This is a genomic window from Streptomyces sp. NPDC008317, assembly GCF_042955955.1.
Classification (GTDB): Bacteria; Actinomycetota; Actinomycetes; order Streptomycetales; family Streptomycetaceae; genus Actinacidiphila.
This window is the reverse complement of sequence record NZ_JBIBFQ010000008.1, coordinates 241,394-259,335: the sequence shown is the minus strand read 5'-3', so window position 1 is coordinate 259,335 and position 17,942 is coordinate 241,394. Positions and strand designations below refer to the sequence as shown.

Annotated in this window: 6 protein-coding genes; 2 read left to right on the top strand and 4 right to left on the bottom strand. The window is 73.6% G+C overall.

The window, feature by feature from the left end; all coding sequences use genetic code 11:
• Window positions 1-25 precede the first annotated feature (25 nt).
• From ACFY9V_RS25765 to ACFY9V_RS25755, 3 genes are all read right to left on the bottom strand, one after another.
• The gene (locus ACFY9V_RS25765) at window positions 26-958 is read right to left on the bottom strand and encodes a ricin-type beta-trefoil lectin domain protein (RefSeq protein ID WP_391163107.1); all 933 of its coding nucleotides are present in this window, start codon (window positions 956-958) and stop codon (window positions 26-28) included.
• Between the two features lie 72 nt (window positions 959-1,030).
• Window positions 1,031-3,721, bottom strand: coding sequence for a right-handed parallel beta-helix repeat-containing protein (locus ACFY9V_RS25760; RefSeq protein WP_391163106.1), 2,691 nt, complete (start codon window positions 3,719-3,721; stop codon window positions 1,031-1,033).
• Complete coding sequence (locus ACFY9V_RS25755) at window positions 3,718-11,580, bottom strand: putative T7SS-secreted protein (RefSeq protein WP_391163104.1); 7,863 nt, start codon at window positions 11,578-11,580, stop codon at window positions 3,718-3,720. Before ACFY9V_RS25755 ends, ACFY9V_RS25760 begins: the two co-directional genes overlap by 4 nt.
• 216 nt (window positions 11,581-11,796) lie before the next feature.
• On the opposite strand from ACFY9V_RS25755, the gene ACFY9V_RS25750 reads away from it, so the two are divergent.
• Together ACFY9V_RS25750 and ACFY9V_RS25745 are read left to right on the top strand one after the other, a co-directional pair.
• Window positions 11,797-12,699 carry a hypothetical protein gene (locus tag ACFY9V_RS25750; RefSeq protein ID WP_391045924.1) on the top strand — a complete coding sequence of 301 codons (903 nt, stop codon included), beginning with the start codon at window positions 11,797-11,799 and terminating at the stop codon, window positions 12,697-12,699.
• Between the two features lie 55 nt (window positions 12,700-12,754).
• Window positions 12,755-13,063 (top strand): WXG100 family type VII secretion target, encoded by a 309-nt coding sequence (locus tag ACFY9V_RS25745; protein ID WP_188282265.1) that lies wholly within the window; start codon window positions 12,755-12,757, stop codon window positions 13,061-13,063.
• Between the two features lie 60 nt (window positions 13,064-13,123).
• On the opposite strand, the gene ACFY9V_RS25740 is transcribed toward ACFY9V_RS25745, so the two are convergent.
• Window positions 13,124-17,911: an FtsK/SpoIIIE domain-containing protein gene (locus ACFY9V_RS25740; RefSeq protein ID WP_391163101.1), complete on the bottom strand. Its 4,788-nt coding sequence runs from the start codon at window positions 17,909-17,911 to the stop codon at window positions 13,124-13,126.
• Between the last annotated feature and the right edge of the window lie 31 nt (window positions 17,912-17,942).

Genomic DNA, 17,942 nt, shown 5'->3' with positions numbered 1-17,942 from the left:
GCCCGGAGTTCGGGGCCGTCGACCGTCAACTCTTGCGTTTCCACGCCTGGTTGCTGCCCCCGTTGCACGGGTGGAGCTTGATCGGAGTGCCGTCGGAGGTCGCGGCCATCCATACGTCGACGCACAGGCCCGACTGGTCGCCGCGGATCACGCCGCCGCTCAGCGTGAACTGCTGCGCCGGATTGCCGCTGCAATAGGCGATCTGGACGATCGTCCCGTCGTCCGTGCTGCCCCAAGCGGCGTCCATGCACAGGCCCTTGCTGCGGATCGTGCCGTCGGAGGCGAAGGTCCACTGCTCGTTGACATTGCCGTTGCAGGTCCACAGTTGCAGGTGGGTGCCGTCCGAACCGGCCGAGGCGTTCAGGCACTTGCCCGACCCGGCGCTGACCAGGAAGTCGCCGACCCTGGCCGGAGCGGGCGGCGCGGCGGCCTTGGTCGCCTTCGCCGGCGGCTTGGCGGTCTGCCTGGTCGCCGGGCTCGTGGCCTTCTTCGTGGCCCGGGTGCGCGGTGCGCCGCCCCCTGATCCGGCCGAGCCCCCCGAGCCGCCGGAACCGCTGGAGTTCCCGGCGGGCGGGGCGGCGGCGTGCTTGGCCGCGGGCGCCTTGGTCGTCGGCGGCGGGCTCGTCGTGGTCACCGCCGCCTCGGGGGTGGTGGCGGTGCTCGACGGCGTCGCGCTCGGCGACTGGGTCCGCGCGGCGGCGACCACCGTGTCCGACGTACGGCCGCCGTCCCCGCCCTTGTCGCCGCCGAGAGCGCCGAGCAGCGGGACGACGAGCACGCAGACGGCCGTCACCGCCGCGGCGCCGCCGATCGTGCCCCACACGCGCACGCCGGGCACCAGGCCGCGGCGGGGCACGGAGGCGTGCTCGGCGAAGGTGGCGGAGAAGTCCGAGGCGGCGGGCGGCGGCGCGGACGCGGGCTTGTCCAGGGCGGGCGGCGGGAGGTCGGGCGTCGGCACGAGGGGTCTCCGGGGGGATGTCGGGCGCGGGGGCGGGGTGTTCGCTCGGGGCCGGGGCCTCGGCGCGTCTCCTCAGAGTCTGAGGACGGGGCGGGCGACGGCGGGTGCCGCGGGCAGGGCCACGGATTGCGGCGGCAAGTCGTCGGCTTCGAGGGCGACCAGGTCCTCGGCGCGCGGATCGGCCAGTTCCGCGACGCGTTGCGCCTGACGTTCCGTCATCTCCTGGAACACCTGGCGCGCGGAGCGGCCGTTGCCGAAGCCCTCGCCGCGCGGCATCCGGTCGAAGAAGCCGCTCAGTTCCGCGCGGGCCTTCTCGGTGAGTTCGTAGCGGTGCTCGGCCGCCTGGTGCTCCACGATCGAGACGAGTTCCGCCGCGTCGTAGTCCACGAAGTGCAGGGTGCGGCTGAAGCGGGAGGACAGGCCGGGGTTGGAGGAGACGAAGCGGTCCATCTCGGTGGGGTAGCCCGCGGCGATCACCACGATGTCGTCGCGGTGGTCCTCCATGAGCTTGACGAGCGTCGAGACGGCCTCGGTGCCGAAGTCGTTGCCGCTGTGCAGCGGCGACAGCGCGTACGCCTCGTCGATGAACAGCACGCCGCCCAGGGCCTGTTGGAAGGCGGCGGTGGTACGCGGCCCGGTGTGGCCGACGTACTCGCCGACCAGCGCGCTGCGGTCGACCTCGATCAGGTGGCCGCGGCGCAGCAGGCCGAGCGCCTTGAGCAGACGGCCGTAGAGCCGGGCGACGGTGGTCTTGCCGGTGCCGGGGTTGCCCGCGAAGACCAGGTGGCGGCTGAGCGGCGGCGCGGGCAGCCCGGCCTCCTGCCGTCGCCGTACCGTCCGCATCAGCTTGACCAGCGAGCCGACATCGCCCTTGACGCCGTCGAGGCCGACCAGCGAGTGGAGTTCGGCGAGCAGGTCGTCCAGATCCTCCTCCGGCGCGTCCGGGTCCGGTCCGTCGTCACCGGGTGCGCCGGGCGTCGCCGTCCCGGACGGCGACGCGGGCAGGCCCCCGGCCCGGCCCGCCGCTCCCCCGCCAAGCTGCGGAATCGTCGGCCGCCGTACGTCGTAGGAGACGCAGTCCTCGAAGGCGGGCCGCGCTCCCTCGTCCTGGCCCAGATCCTCGGCGCAGTCGCGGACCCGGCAGCGGCGGAAGACCGGGGCGGCGCCGCGTGCCACGTGGAGGGCGGGGAAGCCCGCGCCCGCGACCTCGCAGGAGGTGAAGGTGCCGCCCGCGTCCTCGGCGAGGTAGATGCCGTTCTTCGCGGGCGCGTCGATGAAGACCCCGCTGACCTCGGGGAACGCGCCGGTCCACACGACGATCGCGGAGCCGGCGCTGCCTTCGACGGAGCCGCCGTCGACCCGCGCGGTGCCGCCGGAGTCGACCACGATCCCGGCCGCTCCCGCGGCGACGACCCGCACGTGGGAGAGCCGTACGCCGCCGCCCGCGCCGACCTCGACACCGGTCTTCGCGGCGCGCAGCACTGTGCAGTGCTCCAACTCGGTGCCCGCGGCGGAGACAGCGTGCACTCCGGTCGCGGTGTCGGTGAGGCGGCAGCCGCGGGCGGTGAGGGTCGCGGTCTGCGCGGTGTGCAGGCCGGTCATGGCGATACGGGACAGGCCGCATTCGGTGAGGTCGGCGTGCGCGGTGCCGACGGCGTGCAGACCGTGCTCGGCGCTGTCGCGTATCCGGCAGTCGAGCAGGGCGGCTTGGGCGGCGTCGGCGAGGTGGACGGCGCTGTAGCCGGTGCCGGAGATCGCGCAGTCGGCGAGGCGGGCCGTGGCTGCGCCGAGGACCAGCAGGCCGTTGGCGCGGGAGTCGGTGACCGCGCAGCCGGTGGCGGCCAGCCGCGCGGCGTCCTGGGCGACGAGACCGCTGGTGACGGAGCCGGTGATCCGGCAGTCGGCGATCTCGGCGGTGGCGGAGCCGGTGAGGCGGATGCCGACCGCGCCCGCGCCGGTGACGCGGGTGTCGCCCGCGACGAGCGCCGCCTCGTCCTCGACGAGCAGTCCGCTGCCGCCGGTCCCTTCCAGCGCGCAGTCCACCAGTGCGGCGGCCGCCCGGCCGCGGATCCGCAGGCCCGTGCCGGTGCAGTCGCGTACGCGCAGCCGCTCGGCGGAGAGCCGGGCGGTGCCGGACAGGACGACCGCGGTGCCGTCGACGGCCTCGACCCGCAGGTCGTCGGCGCGGGCGCGGGCGGTGCCCGACAGGTGCAGGCCCGCGCCGCCCGCGCCCGCGATCCGGCAGCGCAGCAGGAGCAGCGCGGGTCCCGGGTCGCGGGTCGGGGCCAGATCGGGGTCGGGGTCGGCGTCGAAGTCCAGGCCGTCGGGGTCGGGGACAGCCAACTCCCTTGTTCCGTGCATCCCTTGGGAGCCGTCGTCGGCGTCCGTGCCCGTCACCTCGACCCGGCCGCCGAGGACCACGCAGTCGTGCAGCGCCAGCGTCGAACCGTCGGTCACCCGGACCGCCGCCTCTCCGGGGCCGACGCCGCGCAGGGTGAATCCGTGGACCGCGCAGTGCGCGTCGGCCACGGTCAGCGCGGGCGTTCCCTCGGCCGCCGGGTACAGCGTGACGCTGCCCGCGCCGTGTTCGGCGCGCAGCACCACCGGCCGGTCCACGGTCAGCGACTCCCGGTACTCGCCGGGCTCCACCAGGACGGTCGCGCCGGGCCGGGCGGCGCGTACGGCGGCGGCGATCGTACGGTGGGCGCCGCGTCCCTTGGCGGCGACGTGGACGGTGTGGGCGGTCGTACGCTCGGTGGTCACGGCTGCGGCTCCCCGCTGGTGTCGGAGGTGCCGGTGCCGGTCTCGGCGGTGGCGGTGTCGCCGTAACCGCCCTGGTACCACCAGGGGTTGATGCCGGCGCGGTACCAGTTGGTGAGCTGGGAGGTGAAGACCTTCTCGGGGAGCTTCCAGCCGAACTGGAGGAAGAACTCGGCGAAGCCCTGCCGGTGGAAGAGCCGGCTGCCGCCGCCCATGATGAACAGGTTCTTCATGGCGCCGACGCTGACCGCGCCGGTCATGCCGGAGACGGCGTTGATCAGACCGTCCAGGGCCGCGGCTCCGCCGCTGAGGTAGACGGTGTCGCCATTGGCGTCGGTGATGCCGAACACCGAGGCGTTCATGCTGCCGTTGACCCACGCGGCGAGCGTGGAGGTGCCCGCGTTGTAGCCGAAGTCGTACATGCCGCCGCGCCAGCGGGTGGGCGCTTCGTTGCCCGCCCACTCGTTGGACCAGTGCTTGTCGTGGTTCATCGGCTTGCGGTACCAGGGCTTTCCGCTGTCGGTGTTGGCCAGGCCGTTGCGCCAGTCGCCGGTGCGCTGCAACCCGCTGATCTTGTTGTCGTGGACGAGGCTGCCGACGGCGGTCTTGATGCCCGCGCTGACGCTCGCGTTCGCGAACGCCTTGAGCGCGTCCTTCCCGGAGAACGGCCTGTTCTGGATGTCCGCGACGATCGCGTTGACGGCGAGATTCGCGGTGAACTCCAGGACGAATTCCTGGAAGAGTTCGATGGCGGCCTTCTCCATGACCAGCTTCCACTGCGGCTGGTAGAGGCCGTCGCCGATCCGGGAGATGTCCAGGCCGCTGAGGTCGGTCTTCCACTGCATGCGGTTGGGCTCGCGCAGCCGTCGTCCCCAGCCGCGCAGTTCGGCCGCCGGGCCGCGGAAGTCGACGCCCCGTCCGGTGAGTTGGAGGCGTCCGAAGGCGTCCGCCTCGAAGATGTAGCCGCTGTCGGAGCCCTGGGCGTGGATGACGCCGTTGCCGTCGTGCCGTACCCACTGGCCGCGCCAGGCGTCGGTGGTCAGGATCTGGTTGGTTCCGACGACCTTGCTCTCCACGACGGCCGCGTTGTGGTCGAACTCCTTCCACACGTTCAGGTTCACGGGGTTGGGGGCGCCGGGGCCGAGGCGGGCGCCGTCGGGCAGGTACTCGCGCACGCGTCCCGTGGTGCTGGTGGTGGGCACCTCGCGGACGGTGATCGGCGCGGCGCCGCCGCCGAGGTCGACCCGGTCGCGGAAGGACCGGGCGCCGGTGAACCAGTCGTCCACGTACGCGCCGGCCCCGCCGCCCGCCCGCGGATTCCACCACTGGCGGGTGCCGGCGCCGTGGAAGTCCACGGCGTTGCCGAACGCGTCGTACTTCGCCCAGCGCCACTGGTGGCTGCCGTCGGGGTTGGTGACGCGCCAGGAGTCCACGTGCTCGCCGCCGCCGAGCATGTCCCGGCCGCGGATCGCCACCGGGCCGTTGTCGGTGCGGAGATACGCGCGGAAGGAGTCGCCGAACGGTGTGGCGCCGTTGAAGCCGCGGCCGAACTCGGTGAATCCGGTGGTGCGGTTGCCCGCGCCGTCGAGTCCGTCCCAGGCCCAATGGCGGGTGTCGGTCCGGCCGTTGTAGCCCGACCAGTCCCAGTGCCGGGAGCGCGGCGCGGTGGTGGTGACGGTCGTCGGGCCGTGTCCGTGGCCGGGCCGCAGATCGGCGCCGGGCCAGGTCCGTACGTCGCCGATGGGCGCGCCGTGCACGTTCTTGGTCAGGGCCGGGCCGCCGTTGCCCTCGAAGGCGCCCGCCCGCACGCCCGGGCCGCCGTCCAGGACGGTCCCGGCGGCCGGGACCGGCTGGAACTCCACGACGGTGCCGTCCGCGTAGCCCGCGCGCGCCACCCGGGTCGGGGCGGCGTCCGCGCCGTACCAGTCGCCGCCGGTGAAGGCCCCGTTGTGGTCGACCTTGAAGTGGTCCTCCCAGATCCGGCCGCCGGGCGCGCCGGGCGTCTCGATCCGGTAGCCGGAGAGCTTCCCCGCCCCCTCGGTCCACGGCATCCGGTGGGCGACGGGGGCGACACCCGCGGGCAGCGTGACGGAGTCGCCGACGGTGAGGGTGTTGCCGTGGTCCAGCTTGAACGTGCCGCGCGTCAAGGTGCCGTCCGCCGCGATGTCCAGCACGTTGTCGTTCATGGCGGTGAAGCGGAAGCCGTGGGTCTCGGCGCCGGTCGCCAGATCCGTCCTGGTCCACTTCGACATCTGGAAGCGGGTGTCGCCCTTGAGGAAGCCGTGCGTGTCCCACACGGCGTCGCCGATGCCGATGAGATGCTTGCGGACCCACTGCGGCGGGCGCTGCTCGGACCAGCGCCGGACTTCCAGGAGTTGGTTGTCCGGCAGCTTCTCCAGGGCTCCGGCCGGCTTGCCGTGCTCCGACTGCTCCTTCCACAACTGCCTGGTGGAATTCGCCCCGTTGGGGTCGATGGTGACCGTCTTGGGCAGGTGCCCGTTGGCCGGGTCGAGCACGGCCTCGCGGTAGTGGTTGGCGTGGGACTGCGGCAGGTGCGCGGGGCCCCACTGGCGCTGCACGACGATGTCGTCGCCGCCGAGCCGCAGATGGTCGGTCCAGCCGCCGTCGGCGTCCATCGTGCGCCTGCCGCCGAGCACCGGCCGGTGGTGGGCGTCGTAGCGCACCCACGACCAGTCGCCCGCGCCGTCGCGGACGCCGAGGACGCCGCCGCCGTCGATGCCGGTGCGGAACTCGTGGACCAGGGTGCCGTGGTGGTCGATGCCCCGCCACGCCTTGCCGTCCAGCGTCCCGACGTTGCGCAGGCCCCAGTTGGTGACGTTGCCCGCGTTATCGGTGTGCGTCCAGCGGGTGTTCTGGCCGGAGAGCCTGCCGAAGCCGCTCGCGTCGGTACGGCGGAGGGAGTCGAGGAAGCCGCCGGTCGCCAGCGGTCGGCGTTCGAAGACCTCCACGGCGCTCTTGCCGGGCTTGGCGACCAGCTTGACGTGGCCCGCGTCGGTGGCCACGTCGACCGTCCCGGAGTGCAGCAGGCCGCGCCCGGCGCCCGCGAAGGGGGCGCCCGCGACGGTGTCCATGAGCTGCCAGGTCTTCGCGTTCGGCGTGAAGGTGAGGACGAACCGCTGTCCCGGCACGCGGACGCCGTCGCGCGTGACGTTGATCGCCTGCTGGTGGATGCCGCCGTCCGCGCCGAACTGCCGGTACTCGCCGCCGCGTACGCCCGCCGTGCGGTCCGTGACGCGCCAGCCGTCGCCGTGCGGCGCGAAGTGCGGCAGCGGTACGCCGTTGGCGTCGATCGCGAGCCGCTGGGCGGCGCCCATGGTGCCGGGCGCCGGATGGCGGGTGACGCCGAATTCGTGCAGGGGCGCGCCGCCGGGGCCGTGCAGCATCACGGCGTGGTCGCCGAGGTGGCCGCCCGCGTGGTCGTGCGTCCAGTAGTCGCCGCGGCCGGTGTCGGTGACGCGGATCGTGGCGGGGTTGCCGGTGGCCGGGTCGAGGTCGACGCGTACCGCGTGGTGCGGCACCGGCTGCCACGCGCCGTCCAGGTGCCCGGCCGCGCCGCCGCCGACGGGGAAGTCCACGGCGCCGCTCGGTCGGCCGTCCGCGCCCAGGAGTTGGCGGCCGTCCCCGGCCAGCACGTGGTCGGGGCCGAAGCGCTGGTACGTCATGGCCTGTCCCGCGCCGCCGGGCCGTTCGACGCGCAGGCCGCCTCCCGCGTGGTCGAAGACCTGGACGCCGCCGGGCCTGACGCCGCCGGGCAGTTCGATGTGCGGGGCGCCGCCGCCCACCGGGCGCACCACGAGCCGCCCGTCCGCCGCGCCGCCGGGCAGCCGCAGCGGCGTACCGGTCTCCACGGCCTGCCCGCCGGTGATGTCGTGGCGGACGAAGGCGCCGTCCGCGCCGTTGCGGTCGATCCGCACGGCGACGGTGGCGCCGGTCGCGTCGGTCTCGCGGACCGGCGTGAAGCCGTGCACGGGCGCGCCGTTGGCGTCGAGGAGCTGTGCGCCGCCGCCCCGGCCGGGCGCGGGGAATTCCACGAAGTGCGGGGCTCCGATGGCGGTGTGGAGCCCGTGGCCGTCGGCGAGGTGCAGGCCGCCGGAGTCGAAGAGCTGGTACGTGGCGGACGTGCCGGGTGTCGCGGCGCGGTCGACGCGGAAGCCGTCGCCGGGTACGGGCAGCCGGGTGACGGTGGCGCCCGCGTCCACGGCGCCGCCGGTGACCAGGTGGTGGGTGGCCGCGCCCGTCGGGTCGAAGGTGACGGAGATGCCGGTGCCGAGCGGCGCCTGCGGGCCGCGCAGCGGGACGGTCTCGGCGCGCAGCGATCCGTGCGAGTCGAAGGTCTGCCGGATGCCGGTGTTCACGTCGTGGACGGACAGTCCGCCGCCGTTGACCTGGACGACCTGGTGGGTGGTGGCGGTCAGGTCGTTGCCCGCGCCGTCGAGGAGCCTGATGTCCACGCCGTTGACGTGGTAGCCGATGCTGACGCTGAGGCCGTGCGGCAGGCCGGTCGGGCCGCTCAGCGGCACCGACTCCTCGATGAGACGCCCGCCTTCGGCGCCCTCGACCCGGATGACGGGCGGCGGCACCGCGCCGCCGAGGAGCCGGGGCCGCTCGCGCAGCGACTGGAGGTTGAGGTCGGTGATGTGCTGGTCCATCGCGGCCGGGTTGATGCCGTGCTCGCGCAGGCCGCGTACCGCGTTGTTGAACTGCTGCTGGGCGGCGGCCAGTTGGGTCCTGATCTCGGTGACCGCGCGGGACTCGCCGCTGGAGGGCCCGCCGGGCATCGCGCGCAGGTCGTCCAGGTGCTGTTCGAGGCGGCCGAGGTCGTGGCGTGCCAGGACGAAGTCGCCCCAGGCGTCGAAGCGCAGCGGCCGTGACGGGTCGGTCGCCGGGCCGAACAGCGCGCCGATCCGCTCGCTGTCGGCCGACCACGCCCGGTCCAGTTCCTTGGCGGTCAGCCGCGGCGGCGGTCCGCCGAGCCGTACGTCACCGGTCGTGTGCGGGGGCGCGGCGGGCACGGGCGCCGGTTCGGGAGCGGGGGCCGGTTCGGGGACGTGGGCCGGTTCTGGGACGTGTGCCGGTTCTGGGAAACGCGCAGGGGCGCCCGCGAACGCCTTGTCGCCGAGTCCCGGCACGGCGGTGCCGGCGAAGGCCGGGCCGTCCGCGCCGTGGCCCGAAACCCCGTGGCCCGAAGCGCCGTGGCCAGCTGTGCCGTGGCCGGACGCGGGGTGCGGCAGCGGCGAGGGGCGGCCGAGTGAGCCGTTGTCGAGCAGGTCCATCGCGGCGTCGAAGCGGTGCGCGGGCGGGAGGTCCACGCCCGCCGCGCCGCTTCCGCTGCCGTTGGCCGTGAGGACTTCGGGCCCCTTGCCCTTGCCCGCCCCCGCGCCCGTACCGCCGAGGTCGAAGGTGGTCACCGCGGGCGTACCGGGCATGTGGGTGACGGCCACGGGCGGCGGCATGTGCGTGACCGCGGCGGACGGCGGGACCGCGGCGACGGCGGCGGGCGGCGGCATGTGGGTGACGCTCGCGGGCGGCGGGGCGGAGACGACCGACGCGGGCGGCGGGGTCGCGGTCAGCGCGGTGGTCGGCGGCGGGGTGAGGTCGCTCGCGCTGTGCCCGACGGTGTGGACCGGGCCGAGGTCCACCGAGATGTGCTGGGCGAGCGTCGCCATCGTGTGGCTGTTGGCGATGTTCGCGGCGGTGCCGGTGATGAGCGCGTTGGGGGTCGGCGCCAAGGCGTGCACGGCGACCGGGTTCGGGGTGTGCAGCAGGTCGAGCGCGTTGAAGGAGCCGCCGGTGTGGATGTCGGTGACCACGTGGGTGACGCCGCCGGTGAAGGTCGCGGGGACGTGCCCGGTGACCGGCACGGTCGCCGCGTGGAAGTTCACCGCGCCGTTGGTGGCCAGGTGCGGCAGGGCGGGCGCGGGCACCGTGGGGGCGAAACCGGCGGTGGCGGCGGGCGGCGGCATCGAGACCGCGCCCGCCACGCTCACATTGACGTTGACGGCCGAGGCGGGCGGCGGGGTGGCGATCGCCGCGGCCGGGTTCGTCAGATGGGCACTGGTCACCGGGGTGGTCGGGGTGAAGGCGTGCACGGTCCCGGCGGGCGGGGTGGTCACGACGGCCGCCGGGGTGATGTGCGGGACCCCGATCGAGGAGACCACGGTCTGCGGCGGCACGACCAGGTCGGTGGCCTGCGTGACGATGTGGCTGGGGACGGCGTTGGCGCCGATGCCCGGCACGTGGAAGGAGGGCGCGCCGACCTGGGCGTGCACGCCGGTCGCGCCGATGCCCGCGGTGTTGATGCCGGTGGTGGAGATGTGGATCGGCGGCGGCGGAGCCAGGATCGCGGCGGCGGGCGGCGGCAGCGCGTGCACCCCTGCGCCGACGTCGAAGGTGATCCCGGTCGGGGTGTGCGTGACGTTCGCCCACTCGCCCAGGTGCATCGAGGACAGTTCGGTGATCGGGGTGTCAAGCAGCGCGTCCTTGCCCATGATCGCCTGGAAGCTGAAGGTGATCGAGTCGCTGAATTTGGGCCCGAGGTCGAGGCTGAGCTTGGGCGGGTCGGGGATGAACAGGCCGGGCGCCGAGTGGCCCGCGCCGCCGAACTCCGGCGTCGGCAGGTGGCTGACGCCGCTGCCGACGGCCTGCACGCCGGGCCGTACGATGTCCGCCGCGCCGTACTTGAACTTGCCGAACACACCGCGGTCGACGAGCGCGATCTTCATGGCGCCGAAGACGCCGAACTTCCCGATCTCGTCGCCCTCGGCGGGCAGGAACACCCGCAGCCACTTCGCGCCGCCGAACTCGTTCTTGAAGAACGTCGCACTGCCCTTGCCGAAGTTGGTGACGAATTCCGGAACTCCCTTGAAGAAGGCGGGAATTCCCTTGATGCCGGTGAGGACGGTGAGCGAGCCGACCTTGAAGGCGTTGGCGCCGAGTTGGCCGAGGCCCTTGCCGACGCCCGACAGCCACAGCCCGCCCGCCTTGGTCCAGCTCCCGGTCAGGTGGGCGAGTTCACTGAACGAGGGCAGCGCGACGAACGGCTTGGCGATGCCGGTCATCATGTCCTTGAGGAAGGTCAGGGTAGCGATGCCGCCCGCCTTGATGGCCTGCCAGCCGAGTTTGAAGCCCTTCGCGATCAGCGAGAAGATCGGCACGGCGCGGGTGGTGGGCGCGATCATGCCGAGCGCGGACAGGAACAGGTCGAGCGCGCCGACCTTGCCCTGCGCGAAGTCCACCGCGGTCTTGATGAAGATGGTGAGGTTGACCGCCATCGCGACCAGCGCGATCGGACCGCCGAAGATCAGCGCGGGCAGGATCAGCGCGATGGCGATCCACTGGAAGATCTCCCAGAACTCCGCGCAGCCGGACACCGGCGACTTGATGTTGCCCGACGCCTTGCGCAGCGTGGTGGTGGCGGCGCTCGCCGCGTCCTTCTGCGTCTGACCCGCGTCGCGCGCGGTGCTCGCCAGCGTCTCCAGATTCGGGTCGTCCTTGGCCAGCCCGCGCCCCTGGTCGAGCGCCGCGTCCGCCTTGCTCTGCGCGGTCGACATGGCGTCCGCGTACGTGGTCAGGGCGGTGCTCGACCACTCGAACGCCTCGGCGATGCTCTGTACGAAGCCGCGCAGCCGCCCGCTGATCTGGTCCCGCAGCGCCTCGGCGGTCTCGCCCGAGAACGCCTCAGGCCCGGTCTTGTTGAGGACCGTCTCCATCGCGGTGTCGATCTCCCGGGCGGTCCTGCCCAGGTCGCCGATCGAGGTCGCCACGGTGTGGATCCGCACCGGGTCGCCGGGCGTGGGGTCGCCGCTCACACCGAGCGCGTCCCAGTCCGTGGGGCGTGGCATTCCGGGTCCTCTCCTGCCGTACCGCCGTGTGCCGCGAAGTTCTGCCGCATGTCTCACGTACGAGGAGCCCCGGCGGTTCACTGCGGGAAGTCCCGGACCCACGTCCCGGACCTGGGTGAACCGCGGGGACCGCTGGTACGTGAACATGTCGGACCGGCTGGTTCCGGTGACCCCGGCGGCCCCCGGCGCCCGGCGCCCGGCGCCCGTAAGGAGGAGATGGCATTGGTCGACTTCGCGCTCGACTACACCGTTCTGCACACCGCCCGCAACGACCTGCACGAGCTGGCCGACAAGATCGGGCCGACGCTCAAGAACAGCGACTACGCCACGCTCGGCAACGACGACTCGGGCGACGCGCAGGACGTGTTCGGCGACGCCCAGCTCACCGCCGCCTTCAGCACGCTGTACTACCGCTCCAAGCACCCGATGGAGAAGGCCGAGGACGACCTGCGGCAACTCGGGGACACCTTCGGCGCGGTGGCCGACGGCTTCTTCAACATGGACGCGCAGATCGCCGAGGGCGCGGGCATCATGAGCGCCGACATGGGCCTGAGCGACTGGGTCGCCAAGCACAAGGCGTGGCTGGGCCACGACCAGTGGGTCAAGGACCACGACCTGTGGGAGCAGTACCAGGCGAATCCGGACTCCTGCGAGGTCGCGCCGGGCGAGACCGCCCCGGCGTACTGCTCGGCGTCCGACCCGGGGCCCGAGCCCACCGACCCCGGCGCGCCGCCCACCGACAAGACGCTGACCACCGCGGACGGCGGCACCGTACACACCCAACTGACCCTGGACGACGACTACAACGTCGTCACGGAGAAGACCACCGTCACCACCGGTGCGGGTCAGACGTACACCTCGACCACCACGTACCAGGACGACCACCGGTCGTACATCACGGACACCGTCTACGCCGACGGCAGCAAGGCGCACTCCGACGTCCACATCAACGAGGACGGCAGCGGCACCATGGCCGTCACCGACGGTGACGGCAAGGAGAGCGACTACACGCGCACCGGGGCGGGCGCGGAGTGGAAGCTCGTCGGCGACGAGGACGGCGACGGCGTGGTGGACAGCGAGGAAGAACCCGACCCCAGTTACGACTACATCGGCTACTAGCGCCGTCAACCTGCCCGTCAGCCCGGCCCGTCAACCCGCGAGGAGCACACCCGCGATGCCCAACATCTCCCTCGACTACGAGAAGATCGAGACCACTTCGTCCAAGCTGGACACCGCCAACGAGAACATCGTCCCGATGCTCAACCAGCTCCGCACCGACGTGAACAATTTGCTGGACGACGGCATGGTCTTCGAGCAGTCCAGCGCGGCGCTGAAGGAGTCGTACGAGAAGTTCAACTCCAGCCTGCTGCTCGCGGTGAAGGGCATCAAGGACTTCGCGGAGCAGTTCCGCGGCATCAAGCAGTCGATGGCGGACAACGACGCCGACCTGGCGAAGAAGATCCGCGACGCCGCCAACGGCTGACGGTCCGTCACGCACCCGCGCCGGGCTTTCCGTTGGTACGGGAGCCCGGCGCTTGTGCGTTCAGGACGTCTTGAGCGTGGTGACCGGGACCTGCACGGTGAGCGCCGTGCCGCCGGGGCCCGAGGTCCAGGCGCGGCCCGCGCGGGCGTGCGACCGTACGGCGCTGATGGACAGCCGGGCGCCGATCAGGTCGCCGTCGGACATGTTGCGCGGGGCGAGGACCAGGCCGCGCCGGGACCGCTTGGCCGCGGTGAGCCAACTGCCCAGGCCCAGCGAGAGGGAGTCGGCGGGACCGGCGGCGAGCAGGCCGATGCCGCGTTCCCTTCCGGAGACCACGATGTCCTTGAGGATCTTCTCCGCGCCGCCCATCGCGACCAGGTCGGCGTCGTCCACGATGACCACGCGCGGTCCCGCCATCGCGTCCAGCGCCTCGCGCACGGCGTCGGCGGACGGGTCGGGCTCGGTCAGCAGCCGGACCTGCGGGTGCCGGGCGAGCGCCCGCAGCGGCGACTCGCGCGGGGTCAGCACCACCAGCGAGGTGCCGCCCGCGAGCAGCGAAACGGCCAGGCAGGCAAGGGTGTTGCTGCGTCCGGAGCCGGGCGGCCCGGCGACGAGGAAGGACGGCGCGCCCTGCGCGAAGTCCACGCCGACCGCGCCCGCGCCGTCGCCGCCGACGCCCAGCAGGCCCCACATCGGGCGGCGCAGATTGGCGGGCACCTTCTCGTAGACCTCGGAGAAGTCGGCCACCGCGGGCAGCGGGGCGACCGGGAACGGGCGCCGGTCGGCGGGGACGTTCACCGCGCGCCGGGTGGCCGCGGCGCCGATCCCGCGCAGCGCCTCGACCTGGCCCTGGCCGCTGTCGTCGGCGTCGAGGAGCGCGATCTGCGTCTCGGTGCGGCTGACGATGTGCCAGCCACGGCCGTCGGGGACGGACGCGGGGACCTGGCTGGGCAGCATGCCGATGAGGTTGTAGTCGCTGCGGTCGGCCTGCCGCAGCAGCAGCTTGTGGTCGTTGTGGGCGGCGATCCGGCCCGCGATCAGGGAGCGTTCCGAGGTGGCGACGACGTGGATGCCCGCGGCCGCGCCCTCGCGCAGCAGGCGGGTGATGTCGCCGAGCAGCCGCCCGTTGTCGTAGTCGTCGATCAGCGGGGACAGCGCGTCCCAGCCGTCCACGAGCAGCAGGATGTGCGCGGGCCGTTCCGCCTCCGGCAGCAGGTCGCGCAGTTCGTTGAGCCCGGAACAGCTCCGCGCCGAGCACGCCTCCTGACGTTCGGTCAACTCCCGTACCAGGCGGCCGAGGAGGCGCTCCAGGTGCTCGAAGTCGTGCCGGGACACCACGGCTCCGCAGTGCGGCAGCGCGGCCACGGCGGCCAGTCCGCCGCCCGCCGCGTCGATCCCGTAGATGTGCAGGTCGCTGAGGCGGGCGGTGCGCGCGGCGGAACCCGCGATGGTGCGCAGCGCCTGGGTGCGGCCCGAGCGCGGGGCGCCGATCACGTAGAGGTGCCCGAAGGTGGCCAGGTCCACGGTGGCGACCCGGCGTTCCTGGAGCTGCGGGATGTCCTCCAGGGCGTACGGGAACGGCGGCGGGAGCGTCTTCAGGCCGGTGGCGCCGGGGCGTTCGACCGCGGGCAGCTCCTCCAGCAGCACCTTCGGCTCCAGTGCGGGCAGCCACGGGCTGGGCTGCGGCTCGTAGTCGTCGAGCAGGTCGGCGGCCTCGCGCAGCGCCGCCACCAGGACCTGGAGGTCGGTGGGCGCGAGGGGCCCCTGCTCCTGCGGGGTGTCGTCGTCGCCCGCGGGCGGGGCGGCGGGGCGGCCGAGCCGGGTCCAGGACAGTTCCGCGGCGTGGACCTTGGGCCGGGCGAGCGCGGGGCGCGGCCGGCCGTCCGGGTCCTCGCTCTCCTCGGCGGGGCGTTCCGCGCCGACCCACGCGGACTGGAACGGGACGGCCGAGCGGTGTCCGTAGCGGACCAGCGCGCGTCCCGGGGTGCTCGGCGAGATGTGCACGGCGTCGCCGGTGTCGATGATGTCCTGGCTCTCGACCATGTCGGTGACGCGCAGCGCGATCCGCAGGTTGGTGTTGGCCTTGATGTCCGCGGTGACCGCGCCCGCCGGGCGCTGCGTGGCGAGGATGAGGTGGATGCCGAGCGACCGGCCGCGCTGGGCGATGCTGATCAGCCCGGTGACGAAGTCCGGCACCTCGCGCACCAGCGTGGCGAATTCGTCGATGACCAGCAGCAGCCTCGGCAGCGGCGGGAGTTGCGGGCCGGTGGCGGAGGCAGCGGCGGCGGCGCGCTTGGCCCGGTACTCGGGGTGGTCCTTGGCGTCGTGCTCGGCCAGGATCCGTTCCCTGCGCCGCAGTTCGGCGGCGAGCGAGTCCAGGGCGCGCTGGACGAGGTGCGCGTCGAGGTCGGTGACCATGCCGAGGGTGTGCGGCAGGTTGGCGCACTCGCGGAAGGCGCTGCCGCCCTTGTAGTCGACCAGTACGAAGGTGAGTTCGTCGGGGCGGTTGCCCGCGGCGAGGGAGGCGACGAAGGACTGGAGGAGTTCGGACTTGCCGGATCCGGTGGTCCCGGCGACCAGACCGTGCGGCCCGTCGCGTACCAGGTCCAGCGACATCGGCCCGTCGTATCCGGTGCCCAGTACGAAGGTGGTGGTCGCCGGGCGCCTGGTCCAGCGGTCCACCAGCGCCCGGGCGTCCGGGGGTTCCTGGCCGAGCAGGTCCAGCAGCCGTACCTCGTCGGGCAGTCCGCTGTCGTTGTCCGGGCTGACGTCGCGCAGCGGCGCGAGCGCCCTGGCCACCCGCTCGCACCAGGCGGAGGCGACCAGGTCGGGCCGTACGCCGGTGACTTCGGGCAGTCCGGTCCTGCGGACCGTCAGACCGGTGCCGGAGACGGTGACGACCGCGCCGCACTCCTCGGGCAGCAGCCGTTCCTGCTCGTCGAGGCAGAGGCTGAAGACACGGACCGGCGGACCCTCGGTGAGGATCTGCACCATGCCCGGCACGTCGCGCAACTGCCGTGCGCTGTCGGCGATCACGAGGATGTCGGGCGCGGTGAACATCGCGCGTCCGATGGACGAGCCGAGCGCCCGCTGCCGTGCCTGGATCTGCGAGACCAGTTCCGAGACGCGGTTGGCGACGCTCTCCGGGTCGTTGCCGATGGCCACGACCGGTCCGTTGGGCGAGTACGGCCGCAGGTGCGGCAGCCATCGCACCCAGCCCCACTCCTGCGCACGGGACGGCTCGGTGAGCACGACGATCCGCAGGTCGCGCGGACTGTGCAGGACCGCGGACTGGGCCACGCACCAGCGGGCCAGCGCCTGGACGGGCGCGGCGGTGCCCGCGACGCCGACGACGCCGAGTTCGGTGATCTCCACGCCGATCGGGATGTCGGGCAGATTCCAGCGCACGGTGCGGTGGTTCTCGTCCTGCGCCGGGTCCTCGATCGCCTTCACCGACGGCATGTCGACGGTGCCGACCCGCAGCACGAGGTGGTCGGGGTCGCGGCGGCGGCGTTCCCACAGCCGGCTGCCGGGTCCGGTGGCGATCAGGCCGAGGGCCGCCGGGTCGGGTCCGGTGTCGCAGCGCACCCAGCGCTCGCGTACGACGGCCGCGCGGATCTCCCGCTCCACCACGCGGCGGCGGGCCCGGTAGCGGCGGCGCGACTCCACGTGCGTCTTGTGGTTGTTGCGGCGGCCCATCACCCAGTTGGAGATCGCCATCAGCGGCGTGAAGAGGATGAACACCAGGTAGAAGTACGAGTGGAAGATGCCGACCATGACCAGGCCGAGCACGACCGGCGCGAACATCATCAGCAGCGGGAACGGCACGCGGACGCGCTGTCCCGGCGGGGACGGCAGGCGCAGCGACTCGGCGTCCAGGTGCGGCGCGATGCGCGGCGGCCGGTTGAAGTCGACGCCGATGCCGTCGGCGGAGTCGGCGACCGCGGCGTCCGCCTCCACGGGGGCGACCATGCGCAGCAGCGTCGTGCCGACGGCCAGGTCGACGTCCACCGGCCACGCGGTGCGGTGGTCGGCCTCACGGCGGGCGGTGGCGTCGGCCGGCGCGGGCGTACGGGCCGCGACGGTACGGGGGTCGGCGGCCGGTCCGCGCGCCGCCTTCCTGGCCGCCTTCCGCGCGGCCCGCGCCGCCTTCTCCGCCTCGTCCACGGCGCGCGCCGCGTCCATCCGCTCCTCGGGTGTGGTCCGGTCGGGCGCGGTGCCGGTCAGCGGGTCGACGTCGGAGGGCGGGACGGGGACGCAGAGCCGTACGGAGCCGCCGTCGATCCGGTCCTCGGCGCGCTCGCGGTGCCAGTACGCGCTGCCGTCCGCGGCGATCGTCACCCACAGTCCGTACTCGGGCGCGTCGGCGCCGCGGACCCGGATCGCGCAGCGGGCGTCCGTGCCGATCTCGTAACTGCCCTGCGCGAGCTGCCAACTGCGGCCCGCGCCGGGGCCCGAGACGCTGTGCACCTCGGCGAGCACGGGTTCGCCGGGCGCGGGCTGGACGCGGCCCGCGAGCGGGTCGGGGTCGGGCGGGGCGCCGCCGACGCCGAGGACGCTGCCCTCGCGGATGCCGCTGTCGCGGATCGGGGCCTCGGGGGCGAGCGGTGCGGCGCCGAGGTGGAGGGCGGGGCCCGCGTCGGGGTCCGCCGGGCCGTCGGGGCGTGCCGGGTCCGCCACGGGCGCGCCGGGGCGGCCCGCGGTGGCGGGTGTGCCGTCGGCCCGGACGCCCAGCGCCTCGGCCAGGTCGCCCACGGTGCAGCCGTCGGGGAGTTCCAGCAGGTGGTCGCGGTGCACGGCGCCCGCGGTGGTGCCGCCGGCGTCGACGGTGGTGAGAGTCAGCTTCACGATGTCCAACCGGGGTGGTGGGGGCGGCCGG

What these genes read in the sequence shown, in the direction of transcription:
- ACFY9V_RS25750 (WP_391045924.1), top strand. Translation starts at nt 11,797, where the DNA reads ATGGCATTGGTCGACTTCGCGCTCGACTACACCGTTCTGCACACCGCC.
- ACFY9V_RS25745 (WP_188282265.1), top strand. Translation starts at nt 12,755, where the DNA reads ATGCCCAACATCTCCCTCGACTACGAGAAGATCGAGACCACTTCGTCC.
- ACFY9V_RS25755 (WP_391163104.1), bottom strand. Translation starts at nt 11,580, where the DNA reads ATGCCACGCCCCACGGACTGGGACGCGCTCGGTGTGAGCGGCGACCCC.